17 protein-coding genes, 1 other RNA gene and 1 other annotated feature are annotated in these 20,990 nt (G+C 37.0%); of the genes, 16 read left to right on the forward strand and 2 right to left on the reverse strand.

The features are described 5' to 3' along the window. The first annotated feature begins 1 nt into the window (after position 1). The 6 genes from secDF to dtd all read left to right on the forward strand — a co-directional run bounded on the left by secDF (position 2) and on the right by dtd (position 8,872). The gene (gene secDF / locus C7437_RS01060) at positions 2–2,272 is read left to right on the forward strand and encodes a protein translocase subunit SecDF (RefSeq protein ID WP_111437800.1); all 2,271 of its coding nucleotides are present in this window, start codon (positions 2–4) and stop codon (positions 2,270–2,272) included. Positions 2,273–2,398: 126 nt separating this feature from the next. Continuing rightward, a complete protein-coding gene (locus C7437_RS01065) occupies positions 2,399–2,749 on the forward strand; it encodes a LapA family protein (protein ID WP_111437801.1) in 351 nt (116 codons plus the stop codon). A gap of 530 nt (positions 2,750–3,279) precedes the next feature. Continuing rightward, complete coding sequence (gene recJ, locus C7437_RS01070) at positions 3,280–5,625, forward strand: single-stranded-DNA-specific exonuclease RecJ (protein ID WP_111437802.1); 2,346 nt, start codon at positions 3,280–3,282, stop codon at positions 5,623–5,625. A 2-nt stretch (positions 5,626–5,627) separates the two neighbouring features. Next, positions 5,628–6,140, forward strand: coding sequence for an adenine phosphoribosyltransferase (locus C7437_RS01075; protein ID WP_111437803.1), 513 nt, complete (start codon positions 5,628–5,630; stop codon positions 6,138–6,140). Between the two features lie 88 nt (positions 6,141–6,228). Next, positions 6,229–8,421, forward strand: a complete 2,193-nt coding sequence (locus C7437_RS01080) for a RelA/SpoT family protein (protein WP_111437804.1) — start codon at positions 6,229–6,231, stop codon at positions 8,419–8,421. A gap of 13 nt (positions 8,422–8,434) precedes the next feature. Continuing rightward, on the forward strand, positions 8,435–8,872 hold the full coding sequence (dtd, locus tag C7437_RS01085; RefSeq protein ID WP_111437805.1) for a D-aminoacyl-tRNA deacylase: 438 nt from the start codon (positions 8,435–8,437) through the stop codon (positions 8,870–8,872). A 211-nt stretch (positions 8,873–9,083) separates the two neighbouring features. On the opposite strand, the gene C7437_RS01090 is transcribed toward dtd, so the two are convergent. After that, the gene (locus C7437_RS01090; protein ID WP_111437806.1) at positions 9,084–10,625 is read right to left on the reverse strand and encodes an N-acetylmuramoyl-L-alanine amidase family protein; all 1,542 of its coding nucleotides are present in this window, start codon (positions 10,623–10,625) and stop codon (positions 9,084–9,086) included. Between the two features lie 112 nt (positions 10,626–10,737). Beyond that, positions 10,738–10,970, forward strand: a binding site (T-box leader). A gap of 56 nt (positions 10,971–11,026) precedes the next feature. Between C7437_RS01090 and hisS the strand changes: the two genes are divergently transcribed. The 6 genes from hisS (at position 11,027) to C7437_RS01120 (ending at position 16,043) form a co-directional block, all read left to right on the forward strand. Next, positions 11,027–12,325: a histidine--tRNA ligase gene (gene hisS, locus C7437_RS01095; RefSeq protein ID WP_111437807.1), complete on the forward strand. Its 1,299-nt coding sequence runs from the start codon at positions 11,027–11,029 to the stop codon at positions 12,323–12,325. Beyond that, entirely contained in the window at positions 12,318–14,078 is a 1,761-nt protein-coding gene (gene aspS / locus C7437_RS01100; protein ID WP_111437808.1) for an aspartate--tRNA ligase, read from the forward strand. Before hisS ends, aspS begins: the two co-directional genes overlap by 8 nt. 237 nt (positions 14,079–14,315) lie before the next feature. After that, positions 14,316–14,579, forward strand: a complete 264-nt coding sequence (locus tag C7437_RS01105; RefSeq protein ID WP_111437809.1) for a YqhV family protein — start codon at positions 14,316–14,318, stop codon at positions 14,577–14,579. 128 nt (positions 14,580–14,707) lie between these two features. Further along, positions 14,708–14,889: non-coding RNA, 6S RNA (ssrS, locus tag C7437_RS01110), on the forward strand. 131 nt (positions 14,890–15,020) lie between these two features. Continuing rightward, positions 15,021–15,782, forward strand: a complete 762-nt coding sequence (locus tag C7437_RS01115) for a tRNA threonylcarbamoyladenosine dehydratase (protein ID WP_111437810.1) — start codon at positions 15,021–15,023, stop codon at positions 15,780–15,782. A gap of 66 nt (positions 15,783–15,848) precedes the next feature. Next, positions 15,849–16,043, forward strand: coding sequence for a hypothetical protein (locus C7437_RS01120; protein WP_111437811.1), 195 nt, complete (start codon positions 15,849–15,851; stop codon positions 16,041–16,043). A 73-nt stretch (positions 16,044–16,116) separates the two neighbouring features. On the opposite strand, the gene C7437_RS01125 is transcribed toward C7437_RS01120, so the two are convergent. Beyond that, complete coding sequence (locus C7437_RS01125; RefSeq protein WP_111437812.1) at positions 16,117–17,403, reverse strand: replication-associated recombination protein A; 1,287 nt, start codon at positions 17,401–17,403, stop codon at positions 16,117–16,119. A gap of 204 nt (positions 17,404–17,607) precedes the next feature. On the opposite strand from C7437_RS01125, the gene cymR reads away from it, so the two are divergent. The 4 genes from cymR to C7437_RS01145 are packed head-to-tail and all read left to right on the forward strand — an operon-like array spanning position 17,608 to position 20,987. Next, entirely contained in the window at positions 17,608–18,030 is a 423-nt protein-coding gene (gene cymR / locus C7437_RS01130) for a cysteine metabolism transcriptional regulator CymR (RefSeq protein ID WP_111437813.1), read from the forward strand. Positions 18,031–18,041: 11 nt separating this feature from the next. After that, positions 18,042–19,181 (forward strand): cysteine desulfurase family protein, encoded by a 1,140-nt coding sequence (locus C7437_RS01135; protein WP_111437814.1) that lies wholly within the window; start codon positions 18,042–18,044, stop codon positions 19,179–19,181. Positions 19,182–19,203: 22 nt separating this feature from the next. Next, entirely contained in the window at positions 19,204–20,316 is a 1,113-nt protein-coding gene (gene mnmA, locus C7437_RS01140) for a tRNA 2-thiouridine(34) synthase MnmA (protein ID WP_111437815.1), read from the forward strand. A gap of 14 nt (positions 20,317–20,330) precedes the next feature. Then, positions 20,331–20,987, forward strand: coding sequence for a tetratricopeptide repeat protein (locus C7437_RS01145; RefSeq protein ID WP_111437816.1), 657 nt, complete (start codon positions 20,331–20,333; stop codon positions 20,985–20,987). The last annotated feature ends 3 nt before the right edge of the window (positions 20,988–20,990 follow it).

Genomic DNA, 20,990 nt, shown 5'->3' on the forward strand with positions numbered 1-20,990 from the left:
TATGAAAAAAAGAGGACGCATAGTTGCGTTTTTATTACTTATCGTTTTATTTGCTGGAATCATTAGTCCCACTGCAAGTGGAGTATTAAAAAATATTAAACTAGGTTTAGATTTACAAGGTGGATTTGAAGTTCTTTATCAAGTAGAAGAACTTAATAAAGGACAAGTAATAACGGAAGAAGTAGTTGCAGATACTGCATCTGCACTTTCTAGCCGAGTGGATGCATTAGGTGTAAATGAACCTAGTATTCAAATTGAAGGCGGCAATCGTATCCGTGTTCAGCTTGCTGGGGTAGAAGATCAGAATGCAGCACGAGAAATGCTTTCAACAACAGCAAATCTGACATTCCGTGATGCAGAAGATAATCTTATGCTAGACGGAACAGATTTAAAAGAAGGCGGAGCAAAAGCTGCATTTGATCAAAATGGGCTACCAATTGTAACGCTTGAATTAAAAGATGCAGATAAATTTGCACAGATTACTAGTGAAATTGCTGCAAAACCTGCTCCAACCAATGTTTTAGTCATTTGGCTTGATTTTGAAGAAGGTGTAGATTCTTATGTAGCAGAAGTGATGAAGCCACAACCTAAATTTACTTCGGCACCAAGCGTTTCGCAGCGAATTAACTCAGACACAGTTGAAATTTCTGGTTCTTTCACAGTTGATGAAACGAAGAATTTATCAGGTATTTTAAATGCTGGAGCATTACCAGTTCATTTAGAAGAAATATACTCTACTTCTGTAGGGGCACAATTCGGTGAAAAAGCATTAGACGACACAATTTTAGCTGCAATTATCGGGATAGCAGCAGTATTCATCTTTATGATTTTATACTATCGTTTACCAGGGATAGTTGCAGTCATATCGTTAGTTGTATATATATTCTTAATCCTCGTAATATTTGATTGGATTAATGGGGTATTAACACTTCCGGGTATCGCGGCAATAGTACTTGGGGTTGGTATGGCAGTGGATGCCAATATACTAACGTATGAGCGAATTAGAGAAGAATTACGTGTTGGTCAATCTGTTAAAAAAGCATTTGATAGTGGAGCTAAGTCATCATTTAGCGCAATTTTTGATGCCAACATTACAACACTTTTAGCAGCGTCTGTACTATTCTTCTTTGGTACCAGTTCTGTTAAAGGATTTGCGACATTATTAATCATTAGTATTTTGGTTATTTTTATCACAGCAGTTTGGGCATCACGTGTATTATTAGGATTACTTGTAAACAGTGGTTACTTTGATGATAAAACTAGTTGGTTTGGTGTACCTAAGAAGCGTATTCATCCACCTGAAGATGAAGTGGCTACGCTTGACTTAACTACTAAATTCGATCGTCTAGATTTTGTGAAACATCGCAAAAAGTTCTATGGTGTATTTTTCGTATTTACAATCGCAGGAATTATTATTTTGAGTGTATTCAAACTAAATCTAGGAATTGATTTCTCTAGTGGGACACGTGTAGAAATTCTTTCAGATACGACATTAACACAAGAAGTTGTGGCTGAAAGAATAGAAAAAATTGGATTGCCTTCAGATGATATCGTTCTTTCAGGTGAAAATAACGAATCGGCGGTAGTTCGATACAAACAAGACTTCACACAAGAAGAAGTTAAAACGTTAAAATTAGAGATGAGTGAACAGTTTGGTGCTGAGCCAAGTGTTAGCACTGTGTCTTCAAAAGTTGGAGAAGAGCTTGCGAAAAACGCTGTTTATGCACTTGGGTTAGCGGCGCTAGGAATCGTAATTTATGTAGCATTCCGTTTTGAATGGAGAATGGGGCTTGCGTCAGTTGTTTCGTTACTACATGATGCATTCCTAATGATCGCTGTTTTCAGTATTTTACGTTTAGAAGTAGACATTACGTTTATTGCGGCAGTCTTGACCATCATTGGATATTCCATCAATGATACGATTGTTACATTTGACCGTATTCGTGAAAATCTACATCGTAGCAAGAACATTACAACAAAAGAAGAACTTGCATTAATCGTGAATAAATCTTTACGTCAAACGCTTGGTCGATCTGTAAACACTGTATTAACAGTTCTCTTAGTTGTAATTGCTCTTCTGATCTTCGGTGCAGAAGGTATTCGCAACTTCAATATTGCTTTGTTAATCGGGTTAATTGCTGGTATGTATTCTTCGGTTTTAATCGCTGCTCAATTATGGTACGATTTGAAAGTGAAAGAATTACGTAAAACTGGTGGACTAGATGTGAAGAAAGAAGAAAAATCATGGGGTTCTGATGAGCCTGTAGTTTAACATTATTCAGAAATTCACTTAATAATGTTAATACCTTTGATAATATGGGACAGGATATATATTTATATATTCTGTCCCATTTTTTTGTCGAATTATGGTAGAGTAAAAAGTAAAAGGGGTGCTTTTATGAAATTTCAATGGTCGTTATTGTTTGGATTATTATTTGCTATAATTATTGCGCTTTTTGCTGTTTATAATGTGGATGTAGTTCCTGTAAACTATGTTTTTGGTACCGCGCAGTGGCCGCTCATTTTAGTCATCTTAGGTTCGGCACTATTAGGTGCACTTCTTAGCGGGACGGTTGCTATTTATCGCTCGTTTGTACTTGCACGTAAGGTAAAACATTTAGAAAAAGAGCTTGAATTAAAAGATGCTTCCATTGGATCACTTCAAAATGAATTAGTTGCACAAAATGACAGTAAGCAAAGTTCTTTTAGTGAGACAGTTATTGTAGAAGATGAAAATACTACTATTTAAATTGAAAAACATTTGAATTTCATCGACTTTAAAACAGATTTCGCCACAGATGATGCATCTTCATATAGTTACAAGCTGCGAAGGAAATTCTTCGCAGCTTTTTTGTTTATATAGGGGGCTTGTGAAACTTAGGGGGGCGTGGAAGTGAGAGGGGTTTGTGTGGAACACGAGAGGTTTTGTGTGGAACTCGAGAGTGTTTGCGTGGAACTTGAGAGGTTTTGTGTGGAACTGAGAGTGTTTGCGTGGAACTGAGAGGCTTGTGTGGAACTCGAGAGTGTTTGTGTGGAACTTGAGAGTGTTTGTGTGGAACTTGAGAGTGTTTGTGTGGAACTTGAGAGTGTTTGTGTGGAACTTGAGAGTGTTTGTGTGGAACTGAGAGTGTTTGTGTGGAACTAGGGAGGGTTTTGTGTGTAACAAGAGAGTGTTTGTGTGTAACTCACAGCGTCCATATAGAAAAAAGGACGCTTGCGCTTTTCTTAGACTAATAATTCGACTTTTTATAGTATAATGGAGTATAAGGAAGTGAAACGATGATTCAATCTAAGAAAAAATGGGTAATTTCAAGACCAGACGAACAATTAGTCTCAACGTTTGAAAAAGAACTTTCCATCCCACGAGTATGTGCAAAAGTAATGGTGTCAAGAGGTTATGAAACAATAGAAGAAGCAAATAAGTTTTTGCATATAACGAAAGATCAAATACATAATCCTTTTTTACTAAACGGAATGGAACAGCTTGTAGAACGTGTTCATGATGCAATCATGAACGAAGAACGGATCATGGTCTATGGTGACTATGATGCAGACGGGATTACGAGTACAACCGTAATGATGAGAACACTTTTATCACTAGGAGCAGACGTAATTTATAAAATTCCTAATCGATTTATCGATGGGTATGGACCAAGTGAACGATTATTCCAAGAAGCATTTGATGAAGGTGTCAAACTAATTATTACAGTGGATAATGGGATTTCAGGTCTCTCGCAAATTCAATTTGCAAAAGATCTTGGAATGGACGTCATTGTGACAGACCATCACGAACCTGGGGACGTACTTCCAGTAGCGGATATTATTATTCATCCGGGACTAAAAGATACTACTTATCCATTCCCGTATTTGGCTGGTGTTGGTGTTGCATTTAAAGTGGCACATGCATTACTTGATGAGATTCCAAATGAATACTATTACTTAGTCGCAATTGGGACAGTAGCAGATTTGGTGTCATTAACCGATGAAAATCGTTATTTTGTGCAACAAGGTATAAAACAGATGCAAAAGGCTGACTCTGTTGCTATAGAAGCATTAGCGAATGTTAGTGGCGTTGATGTATCAGCGATCAACGAAGAGACGATTGGGTTTATGTTTGGTCCTCGTATTAATGCAGTAGGTAGACTAGGTGAAGCAGCACCTGGAGTTGAACTGTTTTTAACAGAAAAGTCTAATGAGGCTCTAGCTATTGCAAATATGTTGAACGATAAAAACAAAGAACGACAAGCAATCGTGAAACAAATTACGGATGAAGCTATCCAATTAGTCGAGGAAGCGGGCAATATAGAGGGTCCAAGTGTGATCGTTGTAGGTAGTGAAGGCTGGAATCCAGGTGTACTTGGGATCGTTGCTTCCAAATTAGTCGAGAAATATTATCGCCCCGCCATTGTACTTGGTTTTGATAAAGAAAAGCAGATTGCAAAAGGATCAGCAAGAAGTATTGAAGGGTTCCATATGTACAAAGAGCTTGCTAAAAATAAAGATATTGTTCCTCACTTTGGTGGTCATCCAATGGCAGCAGGCATGACGCTTCCGCTTGAACATGTAGAGGAGTTTAGAACTAGACTAAATGCACAGGCGAAAGAATGTTTAACAGAAGATCAATTAGTGCCAGTAGTTTTGATAGATGTACCACTTGAGATGCATGAGATTACAACGGAAGCTATTGAATCACTTCAAAAATTGGCGCCATTTGGAATGGGATTTGCAAAGCCAGTATACTGTATTGAAAATGTAGAAGTTGCATCTGCTCGTAAAATTGGATCTGCTCAAAATCATGTCAAAATGGAGTTGAAAGATGGTGCGAGCTCATTAGATGCAATTGGCTTTGGCAAAGGTGAACTAGCAGATGAAATTTCTCCAACAGCAAAACTTTCATTTATAGGAGATTTACAAATAAATGAATGGAATGGACGGAAAAATCCTCAGCTTATGATACAAGATGCAAAAAGTAGTGAGTGGCAGCTGTTTGATATTCGCGGAATTCGACAAGTGAATCGCTGGCTTCCGATGATTTCAGTTGAAAAAAATGTGTTTGTCGCTTTTAACGAAGCAACTGTTGCTCATTTTGACACATTTATAAAAGAAAATATTTGGCTTTATACTGATTTAATAGATCAACAAATAAAGTCTGAATATGTGACTCTATTAGATCTTCCATCGGATGAATCTTTGTTAAATAAGTTGCTACAATACCATGATTGGACTAGAGTTTATGCACATTTCTATGCTACGGATTCTACTTATTTTGAAGGGCTGCCATCAAGGGATCAATTTAAATGGTACTTTTCATTTTTGTCGAAACGAAAAACATTTGCACTAAAACAACATATCCATGAGCTATCAAAGCATACAGGGTGGAGTGAAAACACAATAAATTTTATGTCAAAGGTGTTTTTTGAACTAAATTTTGTTAGTATAGACAAAGGGATGTTGGTGTTGAATGAACATCTTGCTAAAACAGATTTGTCTGAGGCACCAGCGTATAAACAACGAACGAAACAAATAGAACTTGAACAAAAGCTACTATACGCCCCGTATATAGAACTGAAACAATGGTTTGAAGAGCGGAAAGCAGAACAAACCGTTCCTGAGGAGGAGCAATAACAATGGATTTAAAGCAATATGTAACAACTGTAGAAGACTGGCCAACACCAGGAATTAGTTTTAAGGATATTACCACACTAATGGATAACGGAGAAGCATATAAATATGCAACTGACCAAATTGTGGAATATGCAAAAAAAGTGAATGCTGAAGTAATAGTAGGGCCTGAAGCACGTGGGTTTATTACTGGATGTCCTGTTGCGTACTCGCTAGGAGTAGGTTTTGCGCCAGTTCGCAAAGAAGGTAAACTACCACGCGAAGTAATTCGCGCAGAATATGGCCTTGAGTATGGAAGTGACGTACTAACAATGCATAAAGACGCGGTAAAGCCTGGCCAAAAAGTATTAATCGTAGATGATTTACTTGCAACAGGTGGAACAATTGAAGCTACTATTAAGCTAGTAGAAGAACTAGGCGGAGTAGTTGTTGGTTGTGCATTTTTAATCGAACTTACTTTCCTTAATGGTCGCGATAAACTAGAAAATTATGATATCTGCACCTTGATGCAATACTAAAAATAAGGTGGACTTTACAAGTCCATCTTTTTTTTTATACAATATACTATACATATACTATTAAATAAACGAAATCAGGTGAACCGGCATGGCAAACGATCAAGTGAAGACAGCAGAAGATGTTTTTGAAACGCTCTCTACCTACATGAACAAAGAACATGTAGATTTTGTAAAAAAAGCATACAATTTAGCAGATCATGCACATCGAGAACAATTCCGAAATTCTGGTGAACCATACATATTACATCCGATTCAAGTAGCCGGAATTCTTGCTGATCTTCAAATGGATCCAGAAACAGTTGCAGCTGGTTTTTTACATGATGTAGTGGAAGATACGGAATATACGCGAGAAGACATAGTAAAAGAATTTAATGAAGAAGTAGCCCTTTTAGTAGAGGGTGTAACAAAACTGGGCAAGATTAAATATATGTCGAAAGCAGAACAACAAGCAGAAAATCATCGGAAAATGTTTATTGCAATGGCACAAGATATTCGTATTATATTGATAAAACTTGCGGACCGTTTACATAATATGCGTACGCTCAAACATTTACCTGAAGAGAAGCAACGTAGAATTTCAAACGAGACATTAGAAATTTTTGCTCCACTTGCTCATCGTTTAGGGATCTCTGCAGTGAAGTGGGAATTAGAAGATACTGCGCTTCGTTATATAAATCCACAACAATATTACCGAATTGTCAATCTCATGAAGAAAAAGCGTACAGAGCGAGAATCATATTTATCTGATGTCATGAGTGATATTAAACTACAAATGGATGAAATGGAAATTGTTGCAGAAACTTCAGGACGTCCAAAGCATATTTACAGTATTCATCGGAAAATGAGCATTCAGAATAAACAATTTACCGAAATTTATGATTTGCTGGCAATGCGAATCATTGTGAAAAGTATCAAAGACTGTTATGCAGTTTTGGGTATTATTCATACATTATGGAAGCCAATGCCAGGCAGATTTAAAGACTATATCGCTATGCCCAAACAAAATTTGTATCAATCCCTACATACGACAGTTATTGGTCCAAGTGGAGATCCACTAGAAGTGCAGATTCGTACAGAAGAAATGCATAATATTGCAGAGTTCGGAGTAGCTGCTCACTGGGCATACAAAGAAGGTAAAAAAGTTGATACAAATAAAGAAAGTATCGATTCTAAATTAACTTGGGTTAGTGAAATTTTAGAGTTCCAACAGGAATCTTCTAACGCTGAAGAATTTATGGAATCCTTAAAATTCGATTTGTTTTCAGATATGGTGTATGTATTTACACCAAAAGGGGATGTTGTCGAACTTCCGGCAAGCTCTGTACCAATTGATTTTGCTTATCGTGTCCATTCAGAAGTTGGGAATAAAACAATCGGAGCAAAAGTGAATGGTAAAATGGTGCCGTTAGATACGAAGTTAAAAACGGGAGATATTATTGAAGTTTTAACATCTAAGCAATCATTTGGACCAAGTCGAGATTGGTTAAAAATTGCACAATCTTCCCAAGCGAAAAATAAGATAAAACAATTTTTCAAAAAACAACTTCGTGATGAAAATATCATTAAAGGAAAAGAACTAGTAGAGAAAGAAATAAAAGCACAAGAGTTTGATATTAAAGAAGTGCTTACCGCAGAGAATCTTAAACGTGTTTGTGAGAAGTATGCTTTCGCGGGGGAAGAAGATTTGTATGCGGCTGTTGGGTTCAATGGTATTACAGCTCAACAAATAGTGAATCGTTTAGCTGAAAGAAAGCGCAAAATAAGAGATCAAGAAGAAGCGCTTGAAAAAATTACTACGGTGATGAGTGCTCCACCTATTAAAAAATCGACGGAATCTGGCGTTATTGTGAAGGGAATCGAGAATCTTCTTATTCGATTATCAAGATGCTGTAGCCCCGTTCCTGGTGATGAAATAGTAGGATTTATCACAAAAGGACGAGGGGTATCTGTTCACCGCGTAGATTGTCCAAACGTACAGAATGATGAAGCTCATGCAAGAATTATTGATGTAGAATGGGAACATTTAGATACACAGGTGAAAAAAGAATATGCTGTTGATATCGAGGTATCAGCTTTTGACCGACCTGGTTTGTTAAACGAAGTGTTACAAGTTGTAACGGAATCGAAAACAAATATTGCTGCAGTAAGTGGTAAGACTGAAAATGATATTGCAGCAATTCATCTAACGATCAAAATTTCCAATACTGCACATTTGAATAAAGTGGCTGACCGTATTAAACAATTACCAGATGTATATTCAGTTCAACGAATTATTAACTAAGGGAGTAGTTTTAATGAAAGTCTTACTTCAACGTTGTAAAAATGCATCCGTAACAGTCGATGGGGAAGTAACTGGAGCTATTGAGCACGGTTATGTATTACTTGTCGGTATTGCTGCAACGGATGGCGAAAAAGAAATTAATTATTTAAGTGATAAGATTGCAGGACTTCGCTTGTTTGAGGATGAATCAGGGAAGATGAATCTATCTATTGTAGAGAGCGGAGGTTCTATCCTTTCTGTCTCTCAGTTCACGCTTTATGCGGATACGCGTAAAGGGAGAAGACCAAGCTTTACAGATGCTGCGCGTCCTGAGTTAGCAAAGCCATTGTGGGAGTTATTCAATCAAAAGCTTCGTGACAAAGGGTTTGTTGTGGAAACAGGTGTTTTTGGTGCGATGATGGATGTAACTTTTACAAATGATGGTCCTGTAACAATAATGTTAGAAGCATAAACAAGTAGAAGCATTCCTCTCTTAAGAGGAATGCTTCTTTTTTTACAATTTTTTCCGATCTGAGACAAAATAGGTCATGGAAGCGACAATACTGCTCTCGAACGCGACAAAAACCAAGTCGAATATGACAAAACACGTGTCGAGAGCAATAATAACAAAAAAATACAGTACCAAAGTCCATAATTGACTTTTAGTACCGCACTTGTTTGTCTTAATTTAACTGATCATCGAAATAGTCGATAATTCCATTGTAAATGCCATGAGTAGCTTGTTCTCTGAATTTAGCTGTTGTGATGCTACGTTCTTCGTTCGGATTACTTAAATAGCCAAGTTCTATTAATATCGCAACTTGTTTATTTTCTCTAAGAACTAAATAGTTTCCATGCTGTGCACCGCGGTCACGTATAGAAACCATATCTCCAAGTTCTTTATGCACATAAGAAGCAAAATTTTGCTGATAACTGTGCATGTAATAAGTAGTAAATCCACTAACGGAACTGTTTTCCACCGCATCATAATGCAGACTTATAAAGGCATCTGCACCGGCTTGATGTCCTACAGAAATGCGTTTTCGAAGATTAACGTATTCATCTGACTCTCTTGTCATTAATATATGGGCACCAGCAGCTTGTAATTTAGACGATAAAAGCTCCGCCGTTATTAGCGTAATGTCTTTCTCATCTGTACCTAAAGCACCAGTTGTACCTCGGTCGTTACCGCCGTGTCCAGCATCAATAACGATTGTAAGTCCTTCTAAAGTTCCTTTTTTCCTTGCAGGAGATTGCTCTTTTTGAACAGGTGTCTCTACAGAGGAAGTTGTTTCTGTTGCGGAAGATACTACCCAACTGGCAACATAAGCGGAGGAATTACCACCTAGTGATATTTTGTACCAATCGTTTACTTTGTCTAATACTGTAAATGATTCACCAGCGTCCACACGTTGAACAACTTCACTACTTGTTTTACTATCTGATCGTAAATTTGTTCCATTGTATAAAATGGTAATAGAACCTTCCATATCAGTTGAGCCTGCCGATGTAGAACCATCTGTTATATTGCCGTAAAAACTATAAAGCCAACCTCTTTTACCGTTTTCTAATTCAACTTGAACCCAGTTATAATCAGTTGAAAGTATAGCGAATTTCTGTCCTTTAGATACTTGTCCAATGTTTTTTGAGGATAAATCTGCTTTTTCTCGAACGTTTAACACATCAACCGAAACAACAAAAACTGACTCACTAGAAGTAGATGGAACAGTGGTTGCTTCTTTAGATTGCTGTTCAGTAATGGTCACATATGCTTGGTTTACCCAAGCTTTATTTCCTTGAAATGATATTTCGATCCATTCACCTTCTGTTGTAAATGCAGGTAATTTATCACCTTTTTGTAATTGTCCGATTACTGACGAAGAAGTAGAAGGCTCTGTTCGTACGTTTAAGTTATTCACTTTCGATACAATTTGTTGGTTTTCCATTTGAGTAGACTCGCTTGATGTATACCAACTTGCTACCCAACCAGTTGTATTTCCGTATTTGACTTGAATCCAATCGTTTTCTTTGCCAATCACTACTAATTGTTCGTTTTTATTAACTGCTCCAATTGTCTCGTAGGTTAGTCCAGGACCAGAACGAACTTTCAGTGTAGATACATTGACTGTTACTTCATCTTCTTGTGCATGAACTTCTACCATCGGGATAAGTAGAATGAAGGAAAGTAAAAATAGGGTCATTTTATGTAATAATTTATCGGTCATCCAATCCCTCCTATATCCATTGTAATAAGAATGACTCCAAATTTCTACCTTTTATTCAAAAAGGTTGACTTATTTCCTTCCTGTTATTAAGATAAAGTATAATAATATGTAATAAAAACCTATGACCGAAAAAGTAACTGTTCAAACGGATGACAAGAGAGGGAGAGACTTGGCTGTAATCTTTCCTACAGACGAACTCAGTGAACAACATTCGTGAGGTTTTTTGTCGAAAAGGTATTCTTTAGTAGGCAAAAACGGAACTGGTCGTTATCCAGAGAAGAGAGGGTCATTTTTTGACCAACTAGGGTGGAACCGCGGTAGCTTATACAAGCTCTCGTCCCTTGCTATTTTTTAGCAAGGGATGAGGGCTTTTTTATTTGCATTAGAGAGGAGTCCTGAAAATGGATATAAAAGTACCAAGAGGAACACAAGACATTTTGCCTTCAGAGACTGCAAAGTGGCAAGTGGTAGAAGAGTTAATAAGAGAAACATGTCGCGTGTATCACTATAAAGAAATTCGCACGCCTATTTTTGAGCACACAGAATTATTTACGAGAAGCGTTGGAGATACTACAGATATTGTGCAAAAAGAAATGTACACATTCCAAGATCGTGGCAACCGTTCACTTACGCTTCGTCCAGAAGGAACTGCATCGGCTGTACGTGCCTATGTCGAGCACAAAATGTTTGGATATCCAGATCAACCAGTAAAATTATATTATATGGGGCCGATGTTCCGTTACGAAAGACAACAAGCAGGTAGATACCGCCAATTTGTTCAATTAGGAATTGAAGCAATCGGAAGTGCAGATCCTGCAATTGATGCAGAAGTAATCTCACTTGCAATGGCTCTTTACCAAAAAGCAGGTTTAAAAAAATTAAAACTAGTAATCAATTCACTGGGAGATACAGAAAGTCGAGTGGCTCATAAAGAAGCATTAGTTAATCATTTTGAACCGCATATTGAAGCTTTTTGCTCAGATTGTCAAAATAGATTACAAAAAAATCCACTTCGTATATTAGATTGTAAAGTAGATCGCAATAATCCTTTAATGGAAACAGCACCTTCTTTAACAGATTATTTAAACGAAGAATCAGCAGCTTACTTTGAACAAGTAAAAGAATACTTAAATATTCTTAACGTCCCATATGAAGTAGATGCTAACTTAGTTCGCGGCCTTGATTATTACAATCACACGGCATTTGAAATTATGAGCGTTGCAGAAGGCTTTGGTGCCATTACAACTTTAGCTGGTGGTGGAAGATACAATGGTCTAGTTGAAGAGCTTGGTGGCCCAGCATCGCCTGGTATTGGTTTTGCCATGAGTATTGAGCGATTATTGTTAGCAATTGAAGCAGAAAACAATACGTGGGAAGACTTGGCTACTCTAGATGTATATGTAATTGCGATGGGGCAAGCTGCTAAGAAAAAAGCAGTTGAACTGACTTATTCATTGCGCCAAAATAACATCACGGCAGAAATGGATTATTTAGATCGTAAAATGAAATCACAAATGAAATCGGCAGACCGTTTAAAAGCTAAATTTGTCCTTTTAGTAGGGGATGATGAGCTGGAAAAACAAAGTGCTATGCTAAAAGATTTATCAACAGGTGAACAACAGCTTGTTCCATTTAACTCGTTACTGGAACAATTGCAAAACAATTTAACAACACAGTTGGAGGAAGAAAAAAATGACTAGAACACATACAAGTGGCGAATTAAATGCACAACATATTGGTGAGGAGGTTCAATTAATCGGATGGGTACAAAAACGTAGAGATTTAGGCGGATTAATATTCGTAGATGTGAGAGATCGTACTGGTCTAGTGCAAGTTGTCTTTAACCCAGAGTTATCTGAAGAAGCCATTCAAATTGCAGACAAACTTCGCAATGAATATATAATCGAAGTGCACGGGAAAGTTATTGAACGTGCAGCAAATCAAGTTAACCCAAATATCGCTTCAGGTGCAATTGAAGTACATGTATCAAAAGTCGTTATTATTAATGATGCGAAAAATCCTCCATTTGCAATCGAAAACGAAACAGAAGCTGGAGAAGATGTTCGTTTAAAATATCGTTATTTAGATTTAAGAAGACCGGTAATGTACGACACATTTAAAATGCGTTCAGACATTACAAAAACAGTTAGACGTTTCTTAGATGACGAAGGATTTTTAGAAGTAGAAACACCGATTCTTACGAAATCTACACCAGAAGGAGCTCGTGATTATTTAGTTCCTAGCCGTGTACATGATGGAGAATTTTATGCATTACCACAATCACCACAATTATTTAAACAAATGTTGATGGTAGCTGGATTTGAAAAATATTATCAAATTGCTCGATGCTTCCGTGATGAAGATTTACGTGCTGATCGTCAGCCAGAATTTACACAAATCGATATGGAAATGAGTTTCCTATCTATGGATGATATTTTGGAAATGAATGAACGCATGATGAAAAAAATCATGAAAGATGTAAAAGGCGTGGATGTAACAATACCTTTCAATCGTATGAACTATGATGAAGCTATTGCTCGATTCGGTTCAGATAAACCAGATGTTCGATTTGGTTTAGAGTTAGTGGACCTATTTGAAGCTGTTAAAGATAGCGAATTTAAAGTATTTGCTCAAGCAATTGAAAGTGGCGGACAAGTAAAAGGAATTAATGTAAAAGGAGCAGCTGAAAACTACTCACGTAAAGATATGGATGCTTTAGGAGAATTTGCTGGCGTTTACGGAGCAAAAGGTCTTGCTTGGTTAAAAGTAGATGCAGAAGGTCTTAAAGGCCCTATCGCTAAATTCTTTGAAGGTGAAGCAGCAACTAGCTTGATAAGTACATTAGAAGCATCTGAAGGAGACTTGTTAATATTTGTTGCAGACAAAAAATCAGTTGTAGCAGATACATTAGGAGCACTTCGTTTAAAACTTGGGAAAGAACTTGAATTAATCGATGAAAGTCGCTTTGAATTCTTATGGGTTGTTAACTGGCCATTATTTGAATACGACGAAAAAGAAGGTCGTTTCTACGCTGCCCATCATCCGTTCACAAGACCGTTTGACGAGGATCTTCCGTTAATGGAAACAGATCCAAGTAAAGTTCGCGCACAAGCGTACGATCTAGTATTAAATGGTTATGAGTTAGGCGGAGGATCGTTACGTATTTATTCACGTAATGTGCAAGAAAAAATGTTCGAAATTCTTGGATTCTCTGATGAAGAAGCAAAAGCTCAATTTGGTTTCTTAATGGAAGCATTTGAGTACGGAACTCCTCCACATGGTGGTGTTGCATTTGGTTTAGACCGTTTAGTTATGTTACTAACAGGTAGCACAAACTTACGTGATACAATCGCTTTCCCTAAAACTGCGAGTGCTAGTGACTTGTTAACGCAAGCTCCAAGCGCAGTTTCAGATGCACAGTTAGAAGAATTAAGTTTAAGACTTAGAAAATAATGGTGTGTTTTATAAGAGAGGAGTTATCCCAAAGTAATTTTGGGGTGGCTCTTTTTTTGTAGATTAAGAAAGCATGAGAATTTCACCGACTTGGAACACGAGATACACGATTATTTTTAGATTGCTTTGACCAGTTTTTTTAGCTCAAACCATTCCTCTTTTGAGGTTTCATAATAAAAAAAGGACTGCATTCATATACTTTAATGGGAATTAAGTAGAAGGGTGGAGTTCATCAATATGGAAAAAGCATTGTTACTGATCATTATGTTAAGACTGCTTTCAGGAAGCATCGAGTTAACAGCGGCCATGTTTATGATGAAATACAATGATTTAGAAAAAGCTTTTTATATTAATACATTATTAGCCTTAGTAGGACCAATAATTTTAGTTGTTACCACAGGACTAGCGTTAACTGGACTAACAGAAAAGATCTCTATCACGAGGATGGTCTGTCTCTTCAGTGGAATTATCCTTATTTTGTATAGTTTAAGGTCTAATTAATGTACATAAAACGCCGTTAGGATTTCACTTTTGAGATTAAAATGATTGCAAACTAATCAGAATAATTGAAAAATAACAATTTGAAACTATTGATGTTTTTGAAATCGTATGCTATTATACAAGTAATACGAATCCTGATGTGTTCGCTACATGCCAATCAGTTTTGACCGAACAATTATATCGTCGGGAGTCTAACTTTTATAATGAATGACATGCCTTAACAGGACGTCAAAAGTTATAAAGAGGACACCCACCTGCAAATTGCGGGTTCAAAACGATAAGCTCTATGGACGGCACGATTGGGATTCGTTCTAAAATCATTAATATACCTCTAGCATTTTTTGCTAGAGGTTTTTTGTGGGATTAATTCCAACTAATTTGATATAATTAAATGATTAGGCGTTTAAGCGCCGAGTTGTATTTGATATGGAGTGTTTAGAGATGTTACATCAATTTTCTAGAAATGAACTAGCTATAGGTACAGAAGGCATTGATTTATTAAAAAATACGACGGTAGCCATTTTAGGTGTTGGTGGAGTGGGATCGTTTGCTGCGGAAGCATGTGCTAGAAGTGGAGTAGGTCGAATTATCTTAGTCGATAAAGACAATGTGGATATAACGAATATTAATCGTCAATTAGTAGCGTATATGTCGACTATAGGTCGCTCTAAATCAGCAGTTATGAAAGAGCGTATTGCAGACATTAACCCGGATTGTGAAGTAACGGATATGCATATGTTTTATACAGAAGAAACATATGAACAATTTTTTGCGATGAATATTGACTATGTCATCGATGCATCGGATACGATTATTTACAAAATTCATCTGATGAAAGAATGTCTAAAACGTGGGATTAAAATTATTTCAAGTATGGGTGCTGCAAATAAAACGGATCCAACTCGATTTAAAATTGTGGATATTTCCAAAACACATACAGATCCTCTTGCCAAAATAATTCGTACAAAATTGCGTAAAGAAGACCGTATTACAAAAGGAATTCCTGTTGTATTTTCAGACGAAAGTCCAATCGTTGTTCGTGAAGATGTAGTCGGAACAGTTGGGAAGCCAGATGCAACTATTCGAAAAGCGAAAATGCCTCCATCATCTAATGCATTTGTTCCATCAACAGTTGGTTTAATCTGTGCAAGTTGGGTAATAAATGACATAACGAAAGAAATTCATATCAATCGAGTGCAATAGGACTGGAAGTTTTCAATGATATATCCTATGCTATAATAACAATACCTAATAAAGGAGTGTATGAAAATGACTGAAACAACTAATCAAGAAGAACCAAAAAAGAAAATGACATTACAAGAAGCTGTACAACAAAAACTTGAAGCTAAGAGAAATCAAGCATCAGGTGGAAAAAACCAAGCTGCTGGGCAAGATTCAAGTAAAAAGATGAAAAGTCAAATGACTAAAAAAGTAAGTAACACAAGACGTAAAATGGGCGTATAAGTTTAACCCTTTACAAAAGGCATGAAAAGAAAAATCCAGTCTAGCATTTGCTAAGACTGGATTTTTTTCATGATTATTTTTCCGTTTTAAATTTCTCAAGTCGTTTATAAATAGCTGCCAGTCGTTTCTCTTCACCAGCTTCAATCGGTTCATAATACTTCGTACCAATTAAATTATCTGGTAAATATGTTTGATTGACCCAGCCACCAAATGTCCCAACTTTATGATTATGTGGATAAATATAACCCTCGTGTCCTAAATCTTTTGCACCTGCATAATGAGTGTCTTTTAAATGACTAGGAATAGCGCCAGTTTTTCCTTGGTGAATACTCGCCATTGCAGCATCTAATGCAGCGTAGGCAGAATTGGATTTTTCGGATAAACACATAAGAACAACCGCGTTTGCTAACGGAATACGTGCTTCAGGTAACCCAAGTCTTTCTGCTGATTGAATAGCAGCAAGCACTTGAGGTCCTACAGAAGGGTTTGCCAGTCCGATATCTTCATAACTCATGACAAGAAGTCTTCTCGAAACAGCGACGAGGTCACCGTTTTCAAGTAAGTGAGCTAAATAATACAAAGCTGCATCCGTGTCACTACCACGAACAGATTTCTGTAACGCAGATAAGAGATTATAATAATGTGATCCTTTTTTATCTCCAAAAACACCAACACGGTCCACTAAGCTATTCACTAATGCATCTTCTACTATTGTAATGCCATCTTCTTCAGAACTTGCAAAAACGGTAGATTCTAATAGAGTGAGCGCTTTTCGTGCATCGCCATTTGCCGCATCGGCCATTTTTTTACGTTGCTCATCTGTAATAGCGATTTTCATCTTGCCGAGGCCTTTAACTGGATCTAGCAAAGCTCTTTGAAGCAAAACATCAATGTCTTCACTTGTTAAACGCGTTAATTGTTTGATCTCCCCACAACGAGAACGAATAGCGGGATTTACATCGTGAAATGGATTTTCTGTTGTTGCTCCTATTAAAATAATAGAGCCGTTTTCTACATGTGGTAACAGTGTATCTTGTTGCAATTTATTAAAGCGATGAATTTCATCTAAAAATAAGATGACTTTTCCAGTAATACGGGCATCTGCTACCACATCTTCTACATCTTTTTTTCCTGCTTTTGTCGCGTTTAGTGCAACGAAAGGAAGCTTAGTTGTTCCAGCAATGGCAAAAGCAAGTGATGTTTTCCCAACTCCTGGATCTCCGTATAAGAGCATGGACGGGACATGTCCATTTTGGATCATTTTATACATTGCTGTATCTTTGCCGATCACATGTTTTTGTCCAGCAATTTCATCTATTGTTTGAGGTCTCATGCGATATGCTAATGGTTCATTGCTCAAAATGATCTCTCCTTATTCATGTCTAGACTCCAGCGCTTATGCCCCTCTGTGCAGAGATAGGCGCTTCCGATTTTGTTATGAATTCAAACATCTGTTCTTTAATTATATCGAACTATAACGAAAAAGTCATTTTGAAGTCGTTATAACATGTAATTATGCTATACTAGGGAAAGAATTTTTAACTAATCGATGAGGTGAAATAGATTGAAAATATCAACAAAAGGACGTTATGGTTTAACTATTATGATTGCGTTAGGAAGACAGTTCGGTGAGGGACCAGTTGCACTAAGACAAATTGCAGCTGCAAATGATCTATCGGAAGCTTATTTAGAACAAATCGTTTCTCCTTTACGTAATGCAGGTTTAGTGAAAAGTGTACGTGGAGCATACGGAGGCTATATGTTAGCGAATGAACCTAGTTCGATTACAGCAGGCGATGTTATTAAAGTATTGGAAGGCCCAATTCAACTAGTAGAAGGAATTGAAAATGAGGCCCCATCACAACGTCATCTTTGGACAACTGTTAGTAATGCAGTGAAAAATGTATTAGATACAACAACGATAGATGATTTAGCAAAATATACGGATGAAGAACCAGATGATTCTGGCTATATGTTTTATATTTAAGGAGCTTCGAAATGACGAGAATATATTTAGATCATGCTGCCACAACACCAATGGCAAAAGACGTTTTAAACGTTTTTATGAATGAAATGAATTCCGATTACGGCAATGCATCCAGTATTCATCATACGGGTAGAAGTGCAAGAAAAAAATTAGACGAAGCAAGAACGCTATTAGCAAACAGTATTCATGCACATGAAAATGAGATTACCATTACTAGTGGTGGTACAGAAGCGGATAATTACGCAATTTTTGGGACTGCCTATGCACGTAAGCATGAAGGAAAGCATATTATCACAACGACTATTGAACATCATGCCGTACTACATGCATGTGAACAACTAGAGCGAGAAGGCTTTGATGTAACTTATTTGCCAGTGAATGCAGATGGCCTGATTGATATCAATGACTTGAAAAAATCACTTCGAGAAGATACTATATTAGTTTCAGTAATGTACGGCAACAATGAAGTTGGTTCAATTCAGCCTATCGGGCAAATTGGCGAGTTATTACAAGATCATACTGCATATTTTCATACCGATGCAGTGCAAGCATATGGGGTTGTCCCAATTAATGTGAATGATTTACATGTTGATCTTCTAAGTGTTTCAAGCCATAAAATAAATGGGCCTAAAGGGATTGGGTTTTTATATCAACGAAAAGGTTTGTTATTAAAACCTTTGTTCTACGGTGGGCAGCAAGAACGTAAAAAACGTGCAGGTACTGAAAATGTTCCTGCTGTAGTTGCTTTTGCAAAAGCAGTAGAACTGAAACAGCTTCATTTGGAAGAGACTATTAGCCAATATAAAAAATGGAAACATGTGTTTACCGAGCAACTTCAAAAAGGCGGCGTACAGTTTAAAGTTAACGGTCCGAAAGACAATGTTCTTCCCCATGTATTGAATCTTAGTATCCCACAAACAGATGTAGAAACGTTTTTAGTTCAACTAGATTTAGCTGGAATTGATGCATCAAGTGGCTCTGCATGTACTGCAGGCTCTATTGATCCATCTCATGTTCTAGTAGCTATGTACGGTGAAAAATCGCCAGAGCTCCGCAATTCCGTTCGATTCAGTTTTGGACTTAATAATACGGAGCAGCAAGTAATAGATGCTGCGCAGAAAATAAGTAAAATTATTCCTAAAGCCAAATGAATAATTGAAATGAGTGATAAAGATGAAAAAAATAGAAGATACACGTGTAGTAGTCGGAATGTCCGGAGGTGTAGACTCATCCGTTGCTGCTTATCTGTTGAAAGAGCAAGGGTATGATGTCATCGGTATTTTCATGAAAAACTGGGATGATACAGACGAATTTGGTGTTTGTACAGCAACAGATGATTATGAAGATGTCATTAAGGTTTGTAATCAAATCGGAATTCCATACTACGCAGTAAATTTTGAAAAACAATATTGGGATAAAGTGTTTACGTACTTTTTGGCAGAGTATAAAGCAGGAAGAACGCCAAATCCAGACGTTATGTGCAATAAAGAAATTAAATTTAAAGCATTTCTTGAGCATGCTATTGCACTTGGAGCAGATTATTTAGCAACAGGTCACTACGCACAAGTGGAAGTAAGAGATGGTCAAACACGCATGCTTCGTGGTAAAGATGCGAATAAGGATCAAACCTACTTCCTCAATCAATTAAATCAAGAACAATTAGAAAAAGTTATGTTCCCAATTGGTAATCTTGAAAAGAAAAGAGTTCGAGAAATTGCATTAGAGCAAGGACTTGCAACTGCTATGAAAAAAGATTCTACAGGGATTTGCTTTATCGGAGAACGTAACTTCAAAGAATTTTTAGGTCAATATTTGCCAGCTCAACAAGGCGTTATGGAAACGATGGATGGTAAATCGATGGGCAATCACGATGGATTGATGTATTATACAATTGGTCAACGTCAAGGACTAGGTATTGGCGGAGCAGGGGACCCTTGGTTTGTCATTGGAAAAGATTTAGAACGGAATGTTTTATTGGTGGGGCAAAATATTGAAAATGACGCATTATTTTCAACTAGTTTGACTGCAACTGATCTATCCTTTACGACAACGCTTGAAAAACCAGTAGAGTTTGATTGCACAGCGAAGTTTAGATATCGCCAAGAGGATATAGGGGTTCATGTAGAAATTATTTCAGAAGACCGTGTGTTAGTAACATTTGATCATCCCGTAAGAGCAATAACTCCTGGACAAGCAGTTGTTTTCTATCAAGGGGACGAGTGTCTTGGTGGAGCAACTATTGATGAAGTGTTTAAAAACGGACTGAAACTAGACTACGTTGGTTAAATGGAGGACATAAATTGAATTACAATGAATTAGGTATTCAAGCAATACAAGAAGAAGATTATGAAAAAGCAGCAGAATGGTTTAATAAAGCAGTGGAGGAAAACCCGGAAGACTCAATTGGTTATATAAATTTTGGTAATCTATTAGCATCCATGAATGAAAATGATCGTGCAGAACGTTTTTTCCAAAAAGCAATTATACTAGACGAAAAAGCGGCAACAGCTTACTATAGTTTAGCAAATTTATATTATGAAGCAGACCGTTTTGAAGAAGCAGCAAAGCTATATGAAAAAGCTATTGCTAATGGAATTGAAGGCCCAGATGCATACTTTATGTTAGGGAAGAGCTTTGAAAAAGAAGGACATACGAAACTTGCTTTGCCGTACTTACTACGTGCGTATGAGCTGGATAAAGAGGATGTTCAGATTAAGCTTACGTATGCAATTTCACTAGCTAGCTTGGAAATGTTCGATGTAGCAGAGCCTGTTTTGAAAGAAATTTTGGAAATAGATGCAAAAAATGCAGATGCACACTATAATTTAGGTGTACTATATGCTGTTTCAACAACAAATTCAGAGGGAGCTCTTTATCATTTAAAAGAAGCTTTCACGATTCAACCAAGTTACGATCAAGCAAGATATGTATATGACATGATTTCTCTAACAAATTAAGCG

Source organism: Psychrobacillus insolitus (genome assembly GCF_003254155.1).
Lineage (GTDB): Bacteria > Bacillota > Bacilli > Bacillales_A > Planococcaceae > Psychrobacillus > Psychrobacillus insolitus.

Bases quoted from the DNA above. Each gene is read 5' to 3' on its own strand.
- secDF (WP_111437800.1), top strand. From the start codon at position 2: ATGAAAAAAAGAGGACGCATAGTTGCGTTTTTATTACTTATCGTTTTA.
- C7437_RS01065 (WP_111437801.1), top strand. From the start codon at position 2,399: ATGAAATTTCAATGGTCGTTATTGTTTGGATTATTATTTGCTATAATT.
- recJ (WP_111437802.1), top strand. From the start codon at position 3,280: ATGATTCAATCTAAGAAAAAATGGGTAATTTCAAGACCAGACGAACAA.
- C7437_RS01075 (WP_111437803.1), top strand. From the start codon at position 5,628: ATGGATTTAAAGCAATATGTAACAACTGTAGAAGACTGGCCAACACCA.
- C7437_RS01080 (WP_111437804.1), top strand. From the start codon at position 6,229: ATGGCAAACGATCAAGTGAAGACAGCAGAAGATGTTTTTGAAACGCTC.
- dtd (WP_111437805.1), top strand. From the start codon at position 8,435: ATGAAAGTCTTACTTCAACGTTGTAAAAATGCATCCGTAACAGTCGAT.
- C7437_RS01090 (WP_111437806.1), bottom strand. From the start codon at position 10,625: ATGACCGATAAATTATTACATAAAATGACCCTATTTTTACTTTCCTTC.
- hisS (WP_111437807.1), top strand. From the start codon at position 11,027: ATGGATATAAAAGTACCAAGAGGAACACAAGACATTTTGCCTTCAGAG.
- aspS (WP_111437808.1), top strand. From the start codon at position 12,318: ATGACTAGAACACATACAAGTGGCGAATTAAATGCACAACATATTGGT.
- C7437_RS01105 (WP_111437809.1), top strand. From the start codon at position 14,316: ATGGAAAAAGCATTGTTACTGATCATTATGTTAAGACTGCTTTCAGGA.
- C7437_RS01115 (WP_111437810.1), top strand. From the start codon at position 15,021: ATGTTACATCAATTTTCTAGAAATGAACTAGCTATAGGTACAGAAGGC.
- C7437_RS01120 (WP_111437811.1), top strand. From the start codon at position 15,849: ATGACTGAAACAACTAATCAAGAAGAACCAAAAAAGAAAATGACATTA.
- C7437_RS01135 (WP_111437814.1), top strand. From the start codon at position 18,042: ATGACGAGAATATATTTAGATCATGCTGCCACAACACCAATGGCAAAA.
- mnmA (WP_111437815.1), top strand. From the start codon at position 19,204: ATGAAAAAAATAGAAGATACACGTGTAGTAGTCGGAATGTCCGGAGGT.